Genomic DNA, 15,174 nt, shown 5'->3' with positions numbered 1-15,174 from the left:
CTATTTCCTCTCTAATTGAGATTCTTGTAAATCCCTTTACTAAAGTAGTTTTTCAATTTTCAAAGGAAATCCCTCTGACCTGACACTTAAGCTGCGATCTGTAGCCCAAAGTTCTTACCAAGTATATCATAAGCATTTTGGGTGCTACCTTGTATCTTACAAAGATGTATACGGAATCGCCCAGGTTCGCCAAGATCAGTAGCCTGCGCTTTCCTCACGTTTCCCTTAGCATCTCTGATGTTCAGCTTTTCATATATGGTTTGAAGCCGCTCGTTGATGACCTCAATTGAGTAACGTTGGCCCACCTGAAATGTACTGTTTAGAAGCTTGAGCAGCTTATGTTCAACTTGTAAGTTAGATGCTATGATCACTTCCTGCTGTACTTTGATGCGGTTATATTTAAGTTCTTCCAGTTTTTCCATACTTAACACCCTTTCCGCTTCGTATGCCAAAGGGTTACGCTTCCTGATCTCTGTTTCGACTGTATGACCGAAGTTAAAGATCATGGCTGTGGCTGCCGCTAGTTTATACGCTTTTAAGGCCTCTATATCTTCTTTTAAAATGGTTGCTTTCGATTTACGTTTCATAGCAGTTGAGGTTTCGGATTTAAGATCTGAGCGTTTCATGATCACATCATAATAGCCAGCCTCCCAATCTCCTCTTATTAGGTTAATGTCGTTATAGATCTCATTGCTGTAAACTTCATTCACCACTTGATCAAAGAGCTCATAGTTAAATGTGGGGTAACCCGTCTCTGCATCTATATCTGCATAACGGGCGACAAGATCATCAGGTTTAGGTTTCAAGGCGTGATTAGTGCAAAGTTCGAGATACTCTATCCTCTGTTTGATAAGCAAGTCGGCCTCTGCTTTGAACTGTTGTTGGATCTCACTTAGCTCCCGCTTGATATTAGTTCGTCGGTGATGGTTAGTTAAGTGTATGATCTGTTCGGGGGCATCTCGTAATCTACCGACTGCTTGCTTCAGTTTCATGTTGACCGGTACTTTGGTGTGCGGTTGATTTACATCTGTAACCACTACAACAACCGCATCCTTATCTTCTATGTCGATACCCTCAAAATATTTACAGGTGTAGAAATTTACCTTGCTAGAGTTGCTGTTATCAGGTAACTCATGATAGTACTTAGCATACTCACCGAGCTTTTCCATATTCGTCTTATCCTTGTCGTCGGCACAATAGATACTTAAGTTGGTCAAACCTGCAAGCTTAATAGCTTGGGCAATAGCAGTAACAGAATTATAGAAGATGTGTATGTTACCTGAAGCATCATTCGCTCGCGCCAACAAAGCGTTCAAAGTAGCCTTAATGCTGTAACACTGCACTAATGTGACAGTGCCTAAGCTGGCCGTGAAGTTGATCTTGTAATATGCTAACTGTTTGAATCTAGGGTTTGAAAAATGATAGGGTGTTGCTGAGATAATAGCTTTGTGTGTGAACGCCCAAAAGTATTGGAATGGCTTAAGTATGTTCTTCCTAAAGGCCTCAGTAATGAAGCTGTGGCACTCGTCTAATAATAGAAACCAAGTACTTAATGCGGTCTCATATAAACCTCGCGCTTTGAGCGCATCGATAAGCTTGCCAAAGCTATCGGGGGTGACCATTATTTTTGAGGCTGGCTTAACGTGCTGTAGGTATTCTTCAATGTCTGATCTATTGACATCGCCGTCGATGATAAAAAGGTCAGGGTGCTTTAATTTCTTATTGCGAAGTATGCCCCGTGTTGGTGCTACGATGATCGAGCAACGTGTTTTGTTGAGTAGTTCTAATGTGGTTCCTCCTATGCCGCATCTACCTTTATCTATGAAGGCATTTGATGGGATGGAATTGAAAACTGTATCTAGGTAGGCTTCTTTGCTTATGGTATATTCTTGTAGGTGCGTATACATTTCAATGTAAAGGTTCAGATGTATGAGGGGGATCTCGGCGGCCTTGGAAAAGGCTCGAAAGTCGATCTGTGCAAAATCGGCTTGTGAGAGGAAAGTACGAAGCATAAAAAAGACCAGTTGCAACATGGCCTCCTTTACTCAGCACCTTTAGCCGACCTTGAAATGTGATACAAAGATACAAAACTCAACCATGAACTACAAGTTTAGTTTGATTCCGTTTATTTGAAACTGTCATGGTATTGAAAGGTTTGAATTTGAGGCTTTAGGGGCTTGTAAAAATTTCTAGCTTTGTACCATCATGTCACTCGGTTCAACCGTGGAACATATATGCTCTTTGACTTCTTGGTTACTAATGAATCATTGAGTTTAACCCATGGCTAAATGGGAGTATAAGGTTGCTCTAAAACCTACTTCTATATTAAACTTAATAGTCATGATCGAAAATTCTCAGAATACAATAGAAAGCAATAACACATTGACCCAATCGCCAGTCAAGTCTGCGCAATCCGCCGCAGTTCAGTCTGTAGTTGTCGCCGCCAAGCCATTATCTAGAGCTGATTTAGAAAAGGTTGCGTCCATCAAACACAGGTATGAAGATGATGCAGAAGCCATAGTATTGCACTTTAAGTCAAAACGTGGCGGGCAATGGTCTAAATTTGTTGAGCTGTCGGACGCTGTTAACAACAGTGACGGCCAAGAAAAGATTTATCTAACCACCTTGACGGAGATGTTTGATTTAAACGAACTCGTCACCAAAAATGATATCGTACAACATGTGTGTTCTGCAAGAGCACAACATCAAATGCCGACTTTTACCTCTAACATCACTACCAGTTGTTTGAAAGAGTTTGATAAGGTCTTCATTTACGAGGATAGGAAAGAGGATAGAACCGATGAAAATGGTGATACCTCGAAGGTGCACGTAGGGATTATTCCTATCTTTGCTATTCTAGCAAGTTAAGTATTCGTGCCCCCAGTTAGTAACCAAGAGGCAATGGCAATTAGCCCACCACGCTTAGTGATGGGCTTTCTCTTTATATGTCAAGCTGTGGGGCAGCGTTCTTCATTTCTTCGCTGTTCAATTCGCCCAAGCTACGCAAGTATTTTAATGTAACTACAATGGATGAATGTCCTAGTAGCTTTTGCAGTAGGTGTACATCTTTGGTACGTCTATATACCTCCACGGCTGCTGTATGACGAAAAGAGTAAATTGTTTGATTTTCGTGTATTAAGCTGACCTTAGCCATCTTCTTGTACATACGTGACCAGGCTGTGTTGAAATAAGACTCATTGAAGGGTTCGGGGCAGCGGCTAAATAGATTGTCGTTACGCTGTAGACCAGTTAGCATCTTGGCTATGTAATCCCGGGCATATTCAGGAATATGGACTATTCTAACCTGTCTCCCTTTGTTCTCTGCGCCTGTAAGGTGAACTTCCGTCAAACCTTTTTTGAAGTCGTGGGGCGTTAGGAGGCGGATTTCCTCATGAGGCCTCAACCAAGAGCTGTATGTGAGAAGACAACATACGTACAAGTTGAAATGCTTTTCTTTGAGAAACTCCAGTATAGGTTTGAGTTGTTGTTTCTCATACTTTTCGTGGAGCTTGGCCTTGGACTTGCGCCTCGATGTAGCTTTAACGGTTTTAAGCTGTTTGTCTTCTAGTCCGGCCGCGAAATTGAAGAGAACAGCTAGGTTCCTACGCTTGTTCATATAGTAGGTGCCGGATGAACCATAACGACTTAGAAACTTCTGCACCCTAGCGGTTGATATATCATTTATAGGTGAGACTCTTTCGGCGTCGGTTAAGAAAGCTAAGAACTCCTTGTGTATGGTTTTAAGATCTCGTTTATAGCTTCTGCTCAAATCGGAGTTCAGCTTTTCATTTAAGGACTCTTGTAATAGGGCCTGCGTTGTTTGTGCCTCAGGTTCATTTATTGCGCTGTGGGGTAGTTCTGACTGTATGATATCGGATGACGGTTGTGATGAGTTGGTTATCGGTATACCGTATGTACCTGCATCTAATGCTTTGTGATACTCGAAGCGCAGTCTTTCAAGTAATTCATTCCGCAAACCTACGGACTTCGCCCTGTTCGGTTCAATTTTCAAATTCAGGCATTGGGCACTGTACTTGCGAACCCGTTCTGTGCCGTAGTAGAAGGTTATGTATGATTTTTTTCTTAAGTCATCGCTTGTTACGATGGAAGGAGCTGTATAGGTCATTTGGCGCCATTTTGGCGACGGATTGTGTCTTAAAGCTCAAAAACGCTGCTGGTACCATAGCTCAGATGGTAGAGCAAAGGACTGAAAATCCTTGTGTCACTGGTTCGATCCCAGTTGGTACCACAAACGTCAGAAGCCTCTTAGTTAACGCTAAGGGGCTTTCTTGTTTAAAGTCATTTCCAATTAAAAAAGCTGACCCACCGGGCCAGCTTTTTTCTTAAGCGATGCTACTGATCTTTGATCACACGACAGCCATAAACAGGTCCAGCGGCGTTGTTGGGCTTGGGTGCAAACGTGATGGTCACCTCGCGCTTGTTGCCGGTCACGTTGGCTGGAATGGGGTATTTGATATCGTAAAAGCGGCTCTCTTTGTAATGGTCAAGGTTCTCGGTGGCGATCTGTGCGCCATCTACCAAAATATCAAAGGTGCGGCCACGGTTGTCCATGCCCCAGTAGGTACACATGAGCGTGTTGGCCACACCTGGCGCTACCTTCATCTTGAATGACAGGCTCCCGCCTTCGGCAGCGCGCCACTTGCGGCCATGAGCATCACCGGTGGTGGTGTGTTCGCCGGTCAGGTCATGGTCGCGTTCAGGCTGCATCTCGCCCATGCGTAAAATGTCTACGGTCCGTGCATCGAGTTCTTGTGCCGCTTTCTTTTCGGCCTCGTATATCTTTTGTTGTTTGGCCCAGGTCTGGGCGTTGAACACGTCCCAATACACATTGTAGTGATCATCCTGCACTTGAGCAAAAGGGATAAGCTCCACATCGTTAGGAACGCCGGCACCTGCGGTGCGGAAGATCAGTTTCCTTTGATCCACCGTACGTATGCGGTCGGTTACGGTGCCGTTGTTGGTCACCAGTACCGGTTTGCCGCTTACAGGGTCGGGTTCTGTTTTGCCTAATACGCCGGCCAGTAACACCGGCCCGTAAAATATGGCCTGGCGGGCGGCATTGTCGGGCATGGCCTCGGTATAAAAACTTGCCGGCAAGGTGATGGTCACCACATCATTGTTACGCCATTTGCGGTCAATGGTGATGTAGCCATTGTTCAGGATCACGTCCTGAGGTTTGCCATTAACGGTCACCGTAACGGCCCCGGCCCAGCGCGGCTTGCGGATGCGCATGGCAAAGGCCGATGGTTTGGCGGTGTTAACGGTCAAGGTAGTGTGGTCATTAGCCGGGATCAATGTTTCCTGCTTAATGGTCACACCTTTTTCTTTCCATTTCAATACCGAAGGAATGAACAGATTAACATACAGGCTCCCGTCAGATCCCTTGAAATAGATGCTCTCGCCATACTTCACATGGTTCTCCATACCCGAACCCACGCAGCAGGTAAAGGTCTCGAACGGTGTGCTGAACTCCTTTTGGCCACCCATGCGCAACGGAACAAAGTAGCACATCATGCCATTTTCGTGGTTCTGCGAGGCCAGGATGTGGTTGTACAAGCTCTTTTCGTAATGGTCCATCAAATAAGCAGATGGCTCTACACTGTACAAGTGCCGCGTGAGCTTGAGCATGTTGTACGTGTTGCAGGTCTCGGTTGTATTATCGGTCAGCTGATCGTTCAGTTTGCCCGGCGGGCCCAAGTATTCGTAATTGCTGTTGCCGCCGGTCACGTACGAGTGCTGGTTCACCACCACATCCCAAAAATATTTAGCTATGGTGGCGTCGCGCTGGTCGCCGGTGAGTTCATAACGGCGGGCACTGGCAATGATCTTGGGGATCTGCGTGTTGGAATGCTTACCCGGAAGCACATCCTTTTTAGCGGCCAGTGAGTCCAGTATACGGCGGTCATAAAAGCGGTAGCTTAGGTCAAGGTACTTCTTGTTTCCGGTGAGGGCATAGGTGTTCACCAGCGTCTCGGCCATACCGCCATATTCGCACAGTAGCATCTTCTGCATCACTTGGTCGTCCAAACCTTTTACCGTGTTGCCGGTCCAGTCGGCCATGCGTTGCTCAATGTTGAGGGCTTTGATATTATGGCAATAGAGGTAAGCGTCCAGCAAACCTGCCATGATCTTATGAACCGTGTACCAGGGTGACCATGCTCCGTTCAGGTCGAAACCGTGGCTTTGGATGCGGCCGGCCGCAACATCTGTCCATAGGCTATCCTCTTTAGGTATGGCACCTATGTAACCCGTTTTGCGGGCCTTTTGACATTCGTCCAGTTCGTTCACCAGGTAGTTGACCCGGCTCAGGAACTTAGGGTCGCCACTTGAGGCATATTGCATAGAACAGGCCGATAGGTAATGGCCCAGCGTGTGGCCCGCCAGCCCGGTCGACTCCCAGCCGCCGTACATCTGGCCTTTGGGCTTAAGGCCTGAGTGCGCCCGGAAGGCAGCCAGTAAACGGTCAGGGTCCACGGATAGTAGGTAACGGGCATCGGCATCCATGGCCTTTTTAAAAGGGCCATCCAGTAGTCGCACGTCCTGCAACGGGAAGCTGTAAGCCTTGATGGGTACTTTGGGCTGTACCTTTATCCTGGCATCCCGTTGCTCAGGCACGTATGATTGTGCCGATGAAAGTGTGGCTTGGCCGATCAGCAGCGCGGTTATGCAGAGTTTAATATTGGTCATTTAGCTTAGTGTCGATGTTATTTAACGATCCATTCATGTATGCCGGTCGAATTATCAACAGGGAGTTTCACTTCAAGGCGCAAGGCGGTGGTGTTCACCGGGTCAAAGCTCACCGCGTTGTAGCTATCTTTAGCAATGGTATATGGTGTGGTCGTCTTGACCTCCATCCACTGGCCATCGCGCTGGTAAAGTATCCGGTATGAGGCCGGCACGCGGCAACCACCGAACGGACCATCATCATACCAATACACTTTTGAGCTTGATACGGTGTGCGGCTTATCGAAGGTGTATTCCACAAATTCGGTGGTGTTCTTCTTGGGCCACCAGTGGAAATACGGATAATTGTTATCGGCCGAACTTTCAGGGTCATATTGGTCATTGATGGCCTTTAAGCTGCGGGCCTTAAGTAATGAGGACGATACTTTACTGGTAGCGGCAATGGTAGGCGCTGCCTTTGGCCGTGCGGCCGATGCCTCGTAAGGTATCCACACGGTCATCTCGCTGTTGCCTCGGTTGTTCCAGACGTAGTAAGGTATGGCCTTTACCTGCTGCTGGGTGGTAGCCACTTGGTCAGAGTTCAACAGGCGCTTGGCGCTACTGCCCTGTGCTTTGATGGTGGTCACGCCGTTTAAAAAGTTACCCTCATAGGCGTAAGTAAGCGGGGCGTTCTTATCGATCATGATGTTCTGCACCACACTGTCGCGGTTGTCGGGGCCTTCCAGGCAATACACGACGGGGCCACGCTGAATAGCGAAACGACCAACATCGTCTTTCACCTGCGCGTTGGCCAATACCTTTTGCGGTTCCATGGGCAACTCCAGGGTCACTACGTCGCCTTTTTTCCAGATCTTGTTGATGGTGGCGTAACCATTGGTCAGCTGTAAAGGCATGGGTACCGGCTTGCCGTTCACCAATAAACTTACCGGTCGGCTTGCCGAAGCAGCATAAGTATAAAGGTCGCCTGGGATCGGTTGACCCTGCGCCCAGCCCGGTATACGGACCTTCAGTGCGAATGCTGAGGCCTTATCCGGGTCAACATTGATCTTGATGGTGCCCTGCCAAGGGTAATCGGTGGTTTGGCTTATGTTCACTTTGGTGGCTGGGAGCATGATGGTCGAATGGTTGCCCATGAACAAGTTCACGTAAAGATCATTGCCCGACACGGCGTAGACATAGCCTGGTACCGACGGCAAAAAGCGGGTCATGTTTGAGATGCAGCATGCGCAACTGAACCAGGCGCTCCGCGCATGCTGACCCATGGATGCCAGCGGGTTGGGGTAAAAGAAATGGTCGCCGCTGAGCGATACGCCCGATAGCAGGCCGTTGTAAAGCGTACGTTCCAGCACATCAATGTAGCGGGCATCACCATGCAGCAGGAACATGCGGTTGTTCCAGTACACATTGGCAATGGAAGCACACGTTTCGGCATAGGCCGACATGTTAGGTAACTGATAATTGGCACCAAAGGCCTCGCCATTACCGGTAGCACCTATGCCGCCGGTCAGGTAAAGTTTATGGCCGATCACATCTTTCCAAATATCATCAATGGCGGTCAGGTAGGTCTTGTCGCCGGTGAGGGCGGCCACGTCGGCCATTCCGGTGTACATATAAGCAGCTCTTACGGCATGGCCTTCGGCGGCGTGCTGGTCGGCTGGGCGTTTATCGGCCTGGTTGTATTCAGTGCCGCCGGGCCCGCGTATATCTAAAAAGTGCTTGGCCAGGTCAAGATACTTTTTCTGTTTGGTGATGCGGTACAAACGCACCAACCCGATCTCCACCACTTGGTGGCCCGGGTATATTTTCTCCTTGCCGGGGCCAAGGTCGCGCACCAGCAGGTCGGCGTTCTTGAGGGCGATGTTGAGCAGGGTCCTTTTACCGGTGGCCGTATAGTGAGCGGCCGCGGCCTCAAATAAATGCCCGGAGTTGTACAGTTCGTGGCTGAGCTCTTCCTCCTTTTGCCAGCGTTTTTCGCCTACCCAGGGGTGCGGTTTGGCGGGGTTAATGGTGCGGAAGGTGTAGAGATAACCATCAGGTTCCTGCGCCTGCCCAATGATCTGGATCAGGGTATCTACATAATGGTCCAGCTTAGGGTCGTCCTTTACCTGCATGGCATATGATGCTCCTTCGATCACCTTATAAATGTCGGTATCATCGAACGGGTACTCGGTCAGCTTGTCGCCGTCCATCTTTTTGGCGGCGCGCAAAAAGTTGTCGACGCGGCCGTTCTCCCGACATTTCTGTAGCACGTAAGGTATGGTCACGGTGGCGTTCACATCCATCTTGGGCTTCCAAAAGGCATCGTTCACCTGCACGCTGGTGAAGGCCACCGGCTGAATACGGTAATCTTTTTGCTGGGCGGCCGACCGCTGAACATACAGCAGCGACATGCCGGCCATCATCAAATAACGGTATCTCATTTTAATTAGGGGTAAGGGAAAGGCCGGAGCGCGCCTTGGTGGAGCATATGCAACAGCCGTTAACTCAAATGTAAAGATATCAGCAAGCGCTTATGAGTTAAATATTGACCGATGCTGGCCATATATTAACTGTTAAGGGGAGTAGTGAACATTATTATGTTAAAATCAAGCCATATGTGGTTAATTCCCGGCTGAAATTTGCAAAGCGTTCGATATAGTTTTGCATAAAATCAAGCATAATATGAAAGTTACCTGGAAAGGCGTGTACCCTGCGGTCACCACAAAATTCACTACTGATGATCAACTTGACCTTGTTGTATTTGACAAGGGCATCGAGGCTCAACTGGAGGCCGGTGTTGACGGTATCGTGCTGGGCGGATCGTTAGGTGAGGCCAGTGTATTAAGTAACGAAGAGAAGATACAACTTGTTGAACATACCGTGGCGCTGGTGAACGGCCGCGTACCAGTGATCAGCAATATAGCCGAGCAAGCTACCAAAGTAGCGATCGACCTGGGCAAAAAGGCATTAGATGCCGGTGCCGATGGTTTGATGCTGTTGCCCCCTATGCGTTACAAAGCCGACGCCCACGAGACCGTGACCTACTTTACCGACGTGGCCAAGAACGTGGCCCTGCCGATCATGATCTACAACAACCCGGTAGATTACGGCATCAAGGTAACATTAGAGATGTTCGAGGAGATGGCCGCTTTTGATAATATACAAGCGGTTAAAGAATCGACCCGCGATACCAGTAACGTTATCCGTATGCAAAGCCAGTTCGGCAGCCGTTTCAGCGTGCTTACCGGTGTGGATACCCTGGCTCTGGAAAGCCTTTGCATCGGTGCCGATGGTTGGGTGGCAGGTTTGGTGAACGCGTTCCCTAAAGAGACCGTGGCCATATTCCGTTTGGCCAAGGCTGGCAGGATAGAGGAGGCTTTGGCCATTTACCGCTGGTTCCTGCCTGTGCTGGAGCTGGACATCCATCCTAAACTGGTACAATACATTAAACTGGCCGAGGCTTGCACCGGCCTGGGTACCGAGACCGTAAGAGCGCCACGTTTGGCCATTAAAGGTGCCGAGCGTGAGCACGTATTGAACATCATCAACACTGCGTTAGAGGCCCGTCCTGAGTTACCGGCCGATAGCTGGGGTAAACTGGAACTGGCCAACGCCTAATTTATTTTAGATGGACGGAAGGAACTTGATAGGTTTCGCCTATATAGATACCGATACGGCAGCCTTCAAGGCTACCGATCCTGCCACCGGCAAGGAGTTGGATGGGAACTTTTTCCCGGCCAGCCAGGAATTGGTGGATCAGGCTATGCAGTTGGCCGTGGCGGCGCATGCCCGGTTCAAGCATATCGGTAAAGATCAAAAAGCAGCTTTCCTGCGCGCTATAGCTGAAGGTATAGAAGCCATTGCGCCTGCACTTACTGAGCGTGCGTCGACCGAGAGTGGTTTGCCGCTGGCACGTTTACAAGGTGAGTTAGGCCGTACCACCGGCCAGCTGCGCTTGTTCGCCAACGTGGTAGAGGAAGGTTCATGGGTAGAGGCAGTGATCGACACCGCCGATGCTTCAAGGCAACCTTTGCCCAAGCCCGATATCCGTAAAATGCTGGTGCCTATTGGTCCTGTAGTAGTGTTCGGTGCCAGTAACTTTCCATTGGCGTTTTCGGTAGCGGGCGGCGATACGGCTTCGGCCTTAGCGGCCGGTTGTCCGGTGGTGGTCAAAGCGCACCCGGCGCATCCGGGTACCAGCGCTTTGGTGGCAGAGGCCATCCACATGGCGGCCATCGCTCATGATATCCCCGAAGGCGTGTTCTCTATTTTGTATGATGATAGCTACACCGTGGGTGAGGCACTCGTTAAGCATCCGCACACCAAAGCTGTTACCTTTACAGGATCGTACAACGGTGGTATGGCGTTAGAGAAGATAGCCCGCCAGCGCGGGGTGCCTATACCGGTATTTGCCGAGATGGGCAGCATCAACCCGGTGATCTTGTTGCCGGGGGTGCTCAACAGCCGCGCGGCCGAGCTGGCCAACCAATATGCCGCATCGATCACGTTAGGGGCGGGGCAGTTCTGTACCAACCCGGGTCTGTTGCTGGCCGTAAGGTCGCCGGCCTTGGATGTTTTGGAAGAGAATTTAAAAGCCGCCATCACCGCCATCCCGTCGGCTACCATGCTAACCCCCGGTATATACCAAAACTATACCGGCAAAGTGAAGCAAATGCTGGATAATCAGGGGGTGTCGGTGATCGCTTCATCTGAACTTAAGCGGGAGGGCGCCGAAAATCAGGCGCTGGCAACCGTTGCCCGTGTGACCGCCCAGCAGCTGATCAACGATCCGCATCTAGCTGAAGAAGTGTTCGGCCCATATTCACTGTTAGTGGTGGCCGATGATGAACAGCAACTGGCACAGCTGATCGGTACATTGCCGGGGCAACTTACCGTTACCTTTATGGCCAACGCCGATGAGTTAACGCATTTCCGCCCGCTGATCGATCAGGCCGCCGAACTGGCAGGCCGCATCATTTTAAATAGCGTGCCCACGGGTGTGGAGGTTTGCGCGGCCATGCAGCATGGCGGCCCTTTCCCGGCCACCAGCGATAGCCGTTTCACCTCGGTAGGTACATCGGCCATCCGCCGCTTTGTAAGACCCCTGGCCTGGCAGGGCTGGGATAACGCCAACCTGCCCGACGAATTAAAGGACGATAACCCATTGCAGATATGGCGCACGCTGGATCAGCAATGGACAAAGGATCAATATGGCAAGTAAGACCTTTTTTTGTGTAGATGCCCATACCTGCGGCAACCCGGTAAGGCTGGTGGCCGGTGGCGGCCCTAACCTTACGGGCAACACCATGAGCGAGAAGCGTCAGCATTTCCTGAAGGAGTATGACTGGATCCGCAAGGGGCTTATGTTCGAGCCGCGCGGGCATGATATGATGTCGGGCAGTATACTGTATCCGCCTCATTCGCCCGAAAATGATGTGGCCGTGCTCTTCATCGAGACCAGTGGCTGCCTGCCCATGTGTGGCCATGGCACCATAGGTACCATCACCATTGCCATTGAGGAAGGTTTGATACAGCCCAAGGTGCCCGGCGTGATCCGTATGGAAGCTCCGGCAGGTCTGGTCATGATCGAGTACAAGCAGGAAGATCAAAAGGTGCGCTCGGTAAAGCTGACCAACGTGCCATCATACCTGGCCGCTCATGATCTGCAGGTAGAATGCCCTGACCTGGGTATGCTCACCTTCGATGTAAGCTATGGCGGTAACTATTACGCCATCATCGATCCGCAGGAAAATTTTACAGGCATCGAGAACTATTCCGCCGACCAGCTGATCAGCTGGAGCCGCGAGCTACGTAAGCGCATCAATGCGGCCTACACGTTCGTGCATCCGCAAAACCCTACCATCAATACCTGTACACACATTTTGTGGGCAGGTAAGACCCTATCGGCAGATGCAACGGCTCGTAACGCGGTGTTCTATGGCGACAAGGCCATCGATCGTTCTCCGTGCGGTACCGGTACATCGGCACGTATGGCGCAGTGGTTCGCCAAAGGCAAACTCAAGGTCGGTGATCGATTCGTGCATGAGAGCATCATCGGCAGTAAATTCATCGGCCGGGTGGAGGATGTAGTGACCATGGCCGGACATCAGGCTATTATACCGAGTATTGAAGGTTGGGCCAAAGTGTATGGCTATAACACCATTAAGATAGACGATGATGACCCGTATGCACACGGGTTCCAGGTGCTTTAGAAATTTTTGAATTAAGATCCCCTATTAATATAGATGAGTAAAGTATTGGTTGTTGGCGGCGGCATTATTGGGCTGAGCTCTGCATATTACTTGCAGCAGGCAGGCCATGAGGTCACCGTAGTTGAAAAAGGTTCGCTGGAGGATAACTGCTCTTTTGGTAATGCTGGAATGATCGTACCCAGCCATTTTGTTCCATTGGCGGCACCCGGAATGGTGGAGCAGGGCATCCGTTGGATGTTCGATAGCAAAAGCCCTTTCTATGTGCGTCCGTCAATGGATATGGCACTTGTTTCCTGGGGATTGAAATTCCTGAAAAAAGCCAACCGTAAGCATGTGGATGCCTCGGCCGAGCCATTACGTGATCTGTCGTTGTTCAGCACCATACTTTATCAGGAATTAGCAAAGCAGGATGGCTTTGATTTCGGGTTGCATAACAATGGCATCCTGATGCTGTATAAGACCCCTAAGGTTGGAGAAGAGGAGCTGCATATGGCCGAAAAGGCCAAGGGGCTTGGCTTAGACGTGGTGGCGCTCACCGCCGCTGAAAGCCAAGCCTTGCAGCCCGATATCCGGCTTGACATTGCAGGGGCCGTACATTACCGTTGCGACGGACACATCACACCTAATGCACTGATGCGCCAGTTGGTAAGCTACCTGGAAGGCAAAGGCGTGAAGATCATGTATAACAGCGCTGTTGACAAGATTGAGAATAAGGGCGGTAAGATCACCCGCGTATTCGCAGGTGACTGGTCCCTGACAGCCGACACGGTGGTGATCGCCGGTGGGGCATGGTCGCCCAGGATCGTTGAACTGGCCGGTCTTAACATGCCGCTCATGCCCGGTAAGGGCTACTCGTTCATGGTAGATGAGCCCCAGCAACGCATGCACATCCCGGCCCTGCTCATGGAGGCCCGCGTATCGGTCACGCCTATGGGCGATCAGATCCGCTTTGGCGGCACCATGGAGATCGGTCCGATGAACGACAAGGTGAATATGCGCCGCGTGGAGGGCATCGTAGAGTCCATACCGCGCTACTTCCCCGACATAAGGCCCGCCCTGCCTGCGCAAAACAAGGTGTGGTACGGTTTCAGGCCCTGCTCGCCTGATGGATTGCCTTACATAGGCCGCTCGCGCAAGATCAGCAATTTGGTGATCGCCGGCGGGCATGGTATGATGGGCCTTAGCCTGGGCCCGGCTACCGGTAAACTGGTGGCCGAGATCGTGAGCGAGGTGCAGCCTTCTATCTCGGTAGATGCGTTCGCGCCTGATCGTTAATGTTAATGCTTGTTCAAGATAGTTGCTTGTAGGTCAGCTATTTGTTGTTTATATTGGCGCATCACTACGGTGTGCGCTCCCAACCCCTGTTAATTAGCTATTAAAGCCATCAATTTGGCCTGATATGAAAGTATTGCCCTTTACCATACCCGTACCACATGATCATACGATCATTGTGCAGGAGGAAGTGCTGCCTTACTTTTACACTCACCTTCACCGGCACGAAGAGATACAGCTCACCTGGATATTAGAAGGTGAGGGCACGCTCATTACCGGTAACAGCATCCACGTGTTCAGGCCTGGCGAGATCTATTTGCTTGGCCCCGATCTGCCGCATCTTTTTAAAAGCGAATCGGCTCATTTTGAGCAGGGCAGTACCAAAAGTGTACATACCATTACCATCTTTTTTAATCCTTACCGCCAGCTTGGCTCCTTGTTCGAGCTACCAGAGATGAAGAGCATACGCGCTTTTTTAAAGCAGTTCCAGTCGGGTTTTAAGGTGCCCGAGGCAATGTTGGATGTGGTGTCGGCCAATATGCTGAACATTAAAAAGGCCGAGGGGGTAGATCAGTTAATGCAGTTCCTGCAATTGCTCAAGATATTGAGCAGCATGAAGAACCTTGAGCCACTCACCGCTACTACCTACCCGCAAGGGTTGACCGATAGCGAGGGTATGCGCATTGGTGCCATTTACAACTACATCATTCAAAATCATGACCGCGCCCTGAGTCTTGAAGAGGTATCTGATCAGGCGCACATGACACCGCAGGCTTTCTGCCGTTATTTTAAAAAGCATACCAATCATACTTTCATCAGCTTTTTAAATAAGATCAGGATCAATGAGGCTTGTAAGATGCTGGTGAATCAACCGGAGAATGGCATATCGGCCGTGGCCTATGCCTGTGGGTTCAGCAGTATCACCAATTTTAACCGTGTATTCAAAACGGTGACGGGACGATCACCCAGTGGCTACATTGGCCGTATGGCCAGCAAGGCTTAGGTA

10 protein-coding genes and 1 tRNA gene are annotated in these 15,174 nt (G+C 50.0%); 7 read left to right on the top strand and 4 right to left on the bottom strand.

What is annotated here, in order from left to right; translation table 11 throughout:
- Positions 1 to 86 precede the first annotated feature (86 nt).
- The gene (locus LLH06_RS16610) at positions 87 to 2,033 is read right to left on the bottom strand and encodes a DEAD/DEAH box helicase family protein (RefSeq protein WP_228170416.1); all 1,947 of its coding nucleotides are present in this window, start codon (positions 2,031 to 2,033) and stop codon (positions 87 to 89) included.
- A 247-nt stretch (positions 2,034 to 2,280) separates the two neighbouring features.
- Here LLH06_RS16610 and LLH06_RS16605 point away from each other — a divergent pair, with 247 nt between their 5' ends.
- Complete coding sequence (locus tag LLH06_RS16605; RefSeq protein WP_228170415.1) at positions 2,281 to 2,868, top strand: hypothetical protein; 588 nt, start codon at positions 2,281 to 2,283, stop codon at positions 2,866 to 2,868.
- A 73-nt stretch (positions 2,869 to 2,941) separates the two neighbouring features.
- Here the strand turns inward: LLH06_RS16605 and LLH06_RS16600 are convergent, their stop codons facing one another.
- A complete protein-coding gene (locus LLH06_RS16600) occupies positions 2,942 to 4,126 on the bottom strand; it encodes a tyrosine-type recombinase/integrase (protein WP_228170414.1) in 1,185 nt (394 codons plus the stop codon).
- Positions 4,127 to 4,176: 50 nt separating this feature from the next.
- Between LLH06_RS16600 and LLH06_RS16595 the strand changes: the two genes are divergently transcribed.
- Positions 4,177 to 4,249 (top strand) — tRNA-Phe (locus tag LLH06_RS16595).
- 104 nt (positions 4,250 to 4,353) lie between these two features.
- On the opposite strand, the gene LLH06_RS16590 is transcribed toward LLH06_RS16595, so the two are convergent.
- Entirely contained in the window at positions 4,354 to 6,708 is a 2,355-nt protein-coding gene (locus LLH06_RS16590; protein WP_228170413.1) for a glycoside hydrolase family 127 protein, read from the bottom strand.
- A 17-nt stretch (positions 6,709 to 6,725) separates the two neighbouring features.
- Positions 6,726 to 9,125: a glycoside hydrolase family 127 protein gene (locus tag LLH06_RS16585; RefSeq protein ID WP_228170412.1), complete on the bottom strand. Its 2,400-nt coding sequence runs from the start codon at positions 9,123 to 9,125 to the stop codon at positions 6,726 to 6,728.
- Between the two features lie 241 nt (positions 9,126 to 9,366).
- On the opposite strand from LLH06_RS16585, the gene LLH06_RS16580 reads away from it, so the two are divergent.
- The 5 genes from LLH06_RS16580 to LLH06_RS16560 all read left to right on the top strand — a co-directional run bounded on the left by LLH06_RS16580 (position 9,367) and on the right by LLH06_RS16560 (position 15,171).
- Positions 9,367 to 10,302, top strand: a complete 936-nt coding sequence (locus LLH06_RS16580) for a dihydrodipicolinate synthase family protein (RefSeq protein ID WP_228170411.1) — start codon at positions 9,367 to 9,369, stop codon at positions 10,300 to 10,302.
- A gap of 10 nt (positions 10,303 to 10,312) precedes the next feature.
- Complete coding sequence (locus tag LLH06_RS16575; RefSeq protein ID WP_228170410.1) at positions 10,313 to 11,905, top strand: aldehyde dehydrogenase (NADP(+)); 1,593 nt, start codon at positions 10,313 to 10,315, stop codon at positions 11,903 to 11,905.
- Complete coding sequence (locus LLH06_RS16570) at positions 11,895 to 12,896, top strand: 4-hydroxyproline epimerase (protein WP_228170409.1); 1,002 nt, start codon at positions 11,895 to 11,897, stop codon at positions 12,894 to 12,896. The genes LLH06_RS16575 and LLH06_RS16570 overlap by 11 nt, the downstream gene beginning before the upstream one ends.
- Before the next feature lie 33 nt (positions 12,897 to 12,929).
- Positions 12,930 to 14,171, top strand: a complete 1,242-nt coding sequence (locus tag LLH06_RS16565; protein ID WP_228170408.1) for an NAD(P)/FAD-dependent oxidoreductase — start codon at positions 12,930 to 12,932, stop codon at positions 14,169 to 14,171.
- 124 nt (positions 14,172 to 14,295) lie between these two features.
- Positions 14,296 to 15,171, top strand: coding sequence for an AraC family transcriptional regulator (locus LLH06_RS16560; RefSeq protein WP_228170407.1), 876 nt, complete (start codon positions 14,296 to 14,298; stop codon positions 15,169 to 15,171).
- The last annotated feature ends 3 nt before the right edge of the window (positions 15,172 to 15,174 follow it).

The organism is Mucilaginibacter daejeonensis (assembly GCF_020783335.1).
Classification (GTDB): Bacteria; Bacteroidota; Bacteroidia; order Sphingobacteriales; family Sphingobacteriaceae; genus Mucilaginibacter; species Mucilaginibacter daejeonensis.
This window is presented reverse-complemented; position numbering and strand designations above follow the sequence as displayed.

Bases quoted from the DNA above. Each gene is read 5' to 3' on its own strand.
- LLH06_RS16610 (WP_228170416.1), bottom strand. From the start codon at position 2,033: ATGTTGCAACTGGTCTTTTTTATGCTTCGTACTTTCCTCTCACAAGCC.
- LLH06_RS16605 (WP_228170415.1), top strand. From the start codon at position 2,281: ATGGCTAAATGGGAGTATAAGGTTGCTCTAAAACCTACTTCTATATTA.
- LLH06_RS16600 (WP_228170414.1), bottom strand. From the start codon at position 4,126: ATGACCTATACAGCTCCTTCCATCGTAACAAGCGATGACTTAAGAAAA.
- LLH06_RS16590 (WP_228170413.1), bottom strand. From the start codon at position 6,708: ATGACCAATATTAAACTCTGCATAACCGCGCTGCTGATCGGCCAAGCC.
- LLH06_RS16585 (WP_228170412.1), bottom strand. From the start codon at position 9,125: ATGAGATACCGTTATTTGATGATGGCCGGCATGTCGCTGCTGTATGTT.
- LLH06_RS16580 (WP_228170411.1), top strand. From the start codon at position 9,367: ATGAAAGTTACCTGGAAAGGCGTGTACCCTGCGGTCACCACAAAATTC.
- LLH06_RS16575 (WP_228170410.1), top strand. From the start codon at position 10,313: ATGGACGGAAGGAACTTGATAGGTTTCGCCTATATAGATACCGATACG.
- LLH06_RS16570 (WP_228170409.1), top strand. From the start codon at position 11,895: ATGGCAAGTAAGACCTTTTTTTGTGTAGATGCCCATACCTGCGGCAAC.
- LLH06_RS16565 (WP_228170408.1), top strand. From the start codon at position 12,930: ATGAGTAAAGTATTGGTTGTTGGCGGCGGCATTATTGGGCTGAGCTCT.
- LLH06_RS16560 (WP_228170407.1), top strand. From the start codon at position 14,296: ATGAAAGTATTGCCCTTTACCATACCCGTACCACATGATCATACGATC.